5 protein-coding genes and 3 pseudogenes are annotated in these 3,873 nt (G+C 59.5%); 3 read left to right on the top strand and 5 right to left on the bottom strand.

Annotation, left to right across the window (positions count from 1 at the left end; genetic code table 11):
- Together WBB85_RS23150 and WBB85_RS23145 are read left to right on the top strand one after the other, a co-directional pair.
- A pseudogene (locus WBB85_RS23150) lies at window positions 1–127 on the top strand (transposase); the annotation flags it as partial.
- Window positions 108–233 carry a zincin-like metallopeptidase domain-containing protein gene (locus tag WBB85_RS23145; RefSeq protein ID WP_432640917.1) on the top strand — a complete coding sequence of 42 codons (126 nt, stop codon included), beginning with the start codon at window positions 108–110 and terminating at the stop codon, window positions 231–233. The pseudogene WBB85_RS23150 and the gene WBB85_RS23145, both read left to right, overlap by 20 nt.
- A 39-nt stretch (window positions 234–272) precedes the next feature.
- Here WBB85_RS23145 and WBB85_RS23140 read toward each other — a convergent pair.
- The 5 genes and pseudogenes from WBB85_RS23140 to WBB85_RS23120 all read right to left on the bottom strand — a co-directional run.
- Window positions 273–386, bottom strand: a pseudogene (locus WBB85_RS23140) (IS3 family transposase); the annotation flags it as partial.
- 343 nt (window positions 387–729) lie between these two features.
- The gene (locus WBB85_RS23135; RefSeq protein ID WP_432640916.1) at window positions 730–1,143 is read right to left on the bottom strand and encodes an HGGxSTG domain-containing protein; all 414 of its coding nucleotides are present in this window, start codon (window positions 1,141–1,143) and stop codon (window positions 730–732) included.
- 275 nt (window positions 1,144–1,418) lie between these two features.
- Window positions 1,419–2,573, bottom strand: a complete 1,155-nt coding sequence (locus WBB85_RS23130) for an AAA family ATPase (RefSeq protein WP_432640915.1) — start codon at window positions 2,571–2,573, stop codon at window positions 1,419–1,421.
- Window positions 2,570–3,013 carry a hypothetical protein gene (locus WBB85_RS23125; RefSeq protein WP_432640914.1) on the bottom strand — a complete coding sequence of 148 codons (444 nt, stop codon included), beginning with the start codon at window positions 3,011–3,013 and terminating at the stop codon, window positions 2,570–2,572. Before WBB85_RS23125 ends, WBB85_RS23130 begins: the two co-directional genes overlap by 4 nt.
- A 4-nt stretch (window positions 3,014–3,017) precedes the next feature.
- Complete coding sequence (locus WBB85_RS23120) at window positions 3,018–3,227, bottom strand: helix-turn-helix transcriptional regulator (RefSeq protein ID WP_432640913.1); 210 nt, start codon at window positions 3,225–3,227, stop codon at window positions 3,018–3,020.
- Between the two features lie 256 nt (window positions 3,228–3,483).
- On the opposite strand from WBB85_RS23120, the pseudogene WBB85_RS23115 reads away from it, so the two are divergent.
- A pseudogene (locus tag WBB85_RS23115) lies at window positions 3,484–3,873 on the top strand (IS21 family transposase); the annotation flags it as partial.

Raw genomic sequence — 3,873 nt, 5'->3', positions numbered from 1 at the left:
CTCAGCGTCGCTGCGCAAGCGCGGGTCGCTGCTGATCTGGTTGGACAAGGAGATGACCTGGCTCGCGCAGCCTGACGGCCGCCTCGGCCGCCCTGCGGTGTTCTCGGATGCGGCGATCCAGTTCTGCGAGCCGTGTAGATTTACGCCATGGAGGAAATCGCGCTTTCTATTCTGGCGGTAGTGATCACGTGCAAATGCCTTACTTTGAAACGTTTATTAGCCCCGAGGCCTAGGGTAATCCCCCCATTTTTAGCGGGGTGCATTCGTAGAACTTATGCGGCCATTTTCAGTTTCATTGCGGGTGTGACGCCTCCGATGCCCATGTTGGGGCGGTCGTTGTTGTATGTCCATAGCCATTGCGTGGCGAAGTCTTGGGCCTCCTCTAGTGGGTGACGCCTGGGGCTGCTGGCACCGTGAGGGTCCGGAGCTCGTGATCGCGATGCCGACATTTGACGGTCTTTCAGGACGCAGCCGGTGCCGGTGACATGGCAATCACGCTTCTTGTCCGCCTGATATGGTGCTGAAGAGGATGTCCGGAGCCGTGGCGCAGGCGCGGACGCTGTCCTGTCGCGTGGTGCCGGCAGAAGAAGTTCGAGATGGGCGGTCGAGGTTGACGCTGTGGCCAGGGAATATTTCCGACCAGCCTGTCCCCGAACCAACCTCAAAGACTTTCTCAACGCCCTCAGCCCTCCTGACCTTAATCGCACTGCGCCTAGACAGCCGACCAAGTTAAGCTTCGGGAGGTTTATTGGTCACTCGCCACTTCGCCCAACGGAGACGCTGGGCAGCCGCGATCCGTGCCTTACCCTCGATCGTTTTCGGCCCGGTGCTCAGGCCGCCGTGAAATCGGCAACGCGTCTTGCCTGGCACAATCCGGTTCGCGCATGCGAACAGTTGACGGGTGATCGCACCGCATTGTGGCCGTTCAACATAGGGCAGCGGTTCACCTTCATCGTTCAGGCCGAACCGTTCGAACCGGGCGCAGACTTTGCCGATACAGGTGCTGCAATTCATCTGCATGTACCACGGCTGGTCTGCGGTAAATGGGCAGATCCGTGACTTCGGCAGTTTCGGCCGATTTCGCTCCTCCTCGGCGCGAACCTCGGCGATGATCCTAAGCACGAAGTTCGTTGGTCGCGACATCAGAAACCTCTCCTAACATAGCCTTTTATAGTCATTTGAGTAAAAGCCCCTGAAGGGGTGCAGGCACATCGCTCATCTGATTCCTCGTACTCCCCAGCCCATGCCATGTTTTTTGAGCAGACGATTCTCAAGGTTCCGTGCCGTGCACCCAAGCCGCCAAGGGCGGGTGCAACGCTTGGGGTATAAGGGGTATATGTCGCACCCCCGTTGGCCGGGGGTTGGCCGGGGGTTGGCCGGGGGTTGAACTTAGTATTGCACCGGGGGTTGCACCCTCATTACTGAGCATGGTCAGCCCCCTTTCTTGCCAAGTGCGACCGGGCTTTTTGGCCCTTTCCGTGCATCGCGACTTCGATCATCTCGCGCCCAAACAGCGCGTTCATTGCGCCTTTCAAGGCAAGCTTGGTGCAGCCCTCTACATCGGGGTGACTGGCGAACATGGCAGGCGCGTATGTCGGCCCCGGATTTGCCGAGACGTAGCGCCCCTGAGCGGTGAGGGCGTCCAACAGCTTCAAAAACACCCGCTCGGCCTTTATAGAACCGGAAACACGATCCAGCATCGTCTCGGGCGGATCAGCGACGAATACGCCATCGCGCCAAGTCAGATTGATCTCGCCTCCAGTGCGGCCATAGTTGGCTTTCTTGGTGGATAGCACCCGCGCGTCGGCGTTCGGCTCATAGCCATCCCGCACCACGCGCTCCAGATAGAGCCTCGATCTCACGCTGTTGTTCCAGCCGGTGGAGCCTGACGTGCCCGCGCCAGATGATATGCCCGACAAGCTAGGGTGCGCCAGCAGGACAACCGCGCATTGGTGGCGGATCGCAAGGCCGCGCAACAGCCCAACGAACTGCCGCGCCTGCGCCCTGTCATTTTCATTGCCGGGAAACAGATCGGCAAGGGTATCCAGCACGACAAGCGCAGGTTTCTCGACCTGCACCCGCTCATCCACTTCCTTGAACAGCGCCGTTGCGGAAAGAGCGCCGGAGCGGCCATCCAGCATCGCCAACAGCGCATCCTCACCCGCAAGGCTGCGCAGTGTCAGCCCGTGCAGCTCGGCCAGCGCCACGCCCTCGGCCTGCGCCACGTCAGCAACCCTGCGGTGCAGCTCATCTTGATCATCCTCTGCGCTGATATAGAGCGCGGCCCCGTCCTTAACGCCACGGCTAAGCCACGCCCTGCCGGTTGCCACGGCACTGGCCAGTTGCAGCGCCACAAGTGACTTGCCGGTGCCGCCATCGCCCCCCAAAAGTGTCACGGTGCCCGAAGGCACCAGTTCGTGCACAAGCCATTGGCGCGGGGGAACGTCCAGCCCATCGAAGTCAGATGCCGGAAAGAACCTGCTCTCGCGTTCGAGTTCGGCCCTGCACTCACTGGCGTATGCCTCAATCGGGGGCACGGGGCGCAAGTCGCCAAAATCCTTCCAAGCGTTCATAGCGCACCCCGCCCGGTAAACTGCCCGTTCGGATCGATCCGCGATAGGAACGCTACACGATCCTGATCGCTCAGGCTTGCCCAGAGAGCTACGATCAGCCGCTTGCGTGCCTTGATTCCCTGAACCATGGAGCCCAATCGTTTCATGGACGCGGCAAAGTAATGCTCCAGCTCGGCAGGGTGAGCACAATCGGCCCAGAACTCTGCATCTGCCCGGATATCCCCGAAGGCAGTGTGAACAGGATCACCGGCCCCGTATTCTTCCAGATAGGAGCAACAGATCATAGCCGCGTCTGCCGGATCAATATCCTCCAGCACCATGCACAGCGATGTTGCGCGTTCTGCCCTAAGCCGGTAATATGGATTAGTGAAGCTGTCCGCTTTGCAATCAGCCCCGATAGCGCCCGCCAGCGCATCGGGGTTTTCCATTTCTTGGCCCATCAGATTAGCCCCGGCCTTTGAGACTGCGGCTCGCGGTGTTAGAGGAATCGGCCCGCCCCAACAACGCATCATCGACAGCCTGTTCGGGAAAATAGTTCAGCCCGCCCAATTTGATCGGCTTGGGCAGACGCTTTGCCGCAATGTCACGGTAGATCGTGGTGCGGCCGCGACCACCGAGTTTTTCACGCAGTTCGTTGAAAGTGAGGTAACGCATTTCATGGCACTCCGAAGGGTTTCATTGGCCCTCCATTGCTCCGAGAAAAGTTCGCTGCAGAAGACGGGTTTTATTTTCCCGTCCCCTGTTCAGGTCTGTTGGGAGGCGGCAAGCTCCTGATCCGAAAGCGGACGAAAGCTGATTGTTGAATGTCACCGAGAACTGACCCGGTAGCGGTCAGAATTGTCACTGAGAACTGACCCATGTGCAACCGTGCCCTTGACGGGATGTGTCGGGGGTTATTGGAGTGATAGACATGGGATTTTTGAGCGTAATTCGACGATGGGCACTGAGGGACAAGATGCCCCTTCGCGAGATTTCACGGCGGACTGGTCTGTCTCGCAACACCATCAGGAAATATCTGCGGGCTGAGATAGTGGAACCCAGTTTCCGGACGCCGACGCGGCCAAGCAAGCTGGATCCATTTGCGGAGAAACTGTCGGGTTGGCTGGTGACTGAGCAGCGCAAATCGCGCAAGGACCGGCGCACCGCCAAGCAGATGCATGCGGATCTGGTGCAGCTTGGCTTTGACGGGTCCTACGAGCGGGTCGCGGCGTTTGTGCGGACCTGGAAGGCTGATCGGCAGCGCGCGATGCAAACGACTGGGCGGGGGATCTTTGTGCCGTTGGTTTTCCAACCGGGTGAA

It is taken from the genome of Albidovulum sp. (assembly GCF_049646345.1).
Taxonomy (GTDB): domain Bacteria; phylum Pseudomonadota; class Alphaproteobacteria; order Rhodobacterales; family Rhodobacteraceae; genus Albidovulum.
The sequence above is the reverse complement of the archived record's forward strand: the minus strand, read 5'-3'. Positions and strand labels throughout refer to the sequence as shown.

What these genes read in the sequence shown, in the direction of transcription:
- WBB85_RS23120 (WP_432640913.1), bottom strand. Translation starts at nt 3,227, where the DNA reads ATGCGTTACCTCACTTTCAACGAACTGCGTGAAAAACTCGGTGGTCGC.
- WBB85_RS23135 (WP_432640916.1), bottom strand. Translation starts at nt 1,143, where the DNA reads ATGTCGCGACCAACGAACTTCGTGCTTAGGATCATCGCCGAGGTTCGC.
- WBB85_RS23145 (WP_432640917.1), top strand. Translation starts at nt 108, where the DNA reads ATGCGGCGATCCAGTTCTGCGAGCCGTGTAGATTTACGCCATGGAGGA.
- WBB85_RS23130 (WP_432640915.1), bottom strand. Translation starts at nt 2,573, where the DNA reads ATGAACGCTTGGAAGGATTTTGGCGACTTGCGCCCCGTGCCCCCGATT.
- WBB85_RS23125 (WP_432640914.1), bottom strand. Translation starts at nt 3,013, where the DNA reads ATGGGCCAAGAAATGGAAAACCCCGATGCGCTGGCGGGCGCTATCGGG.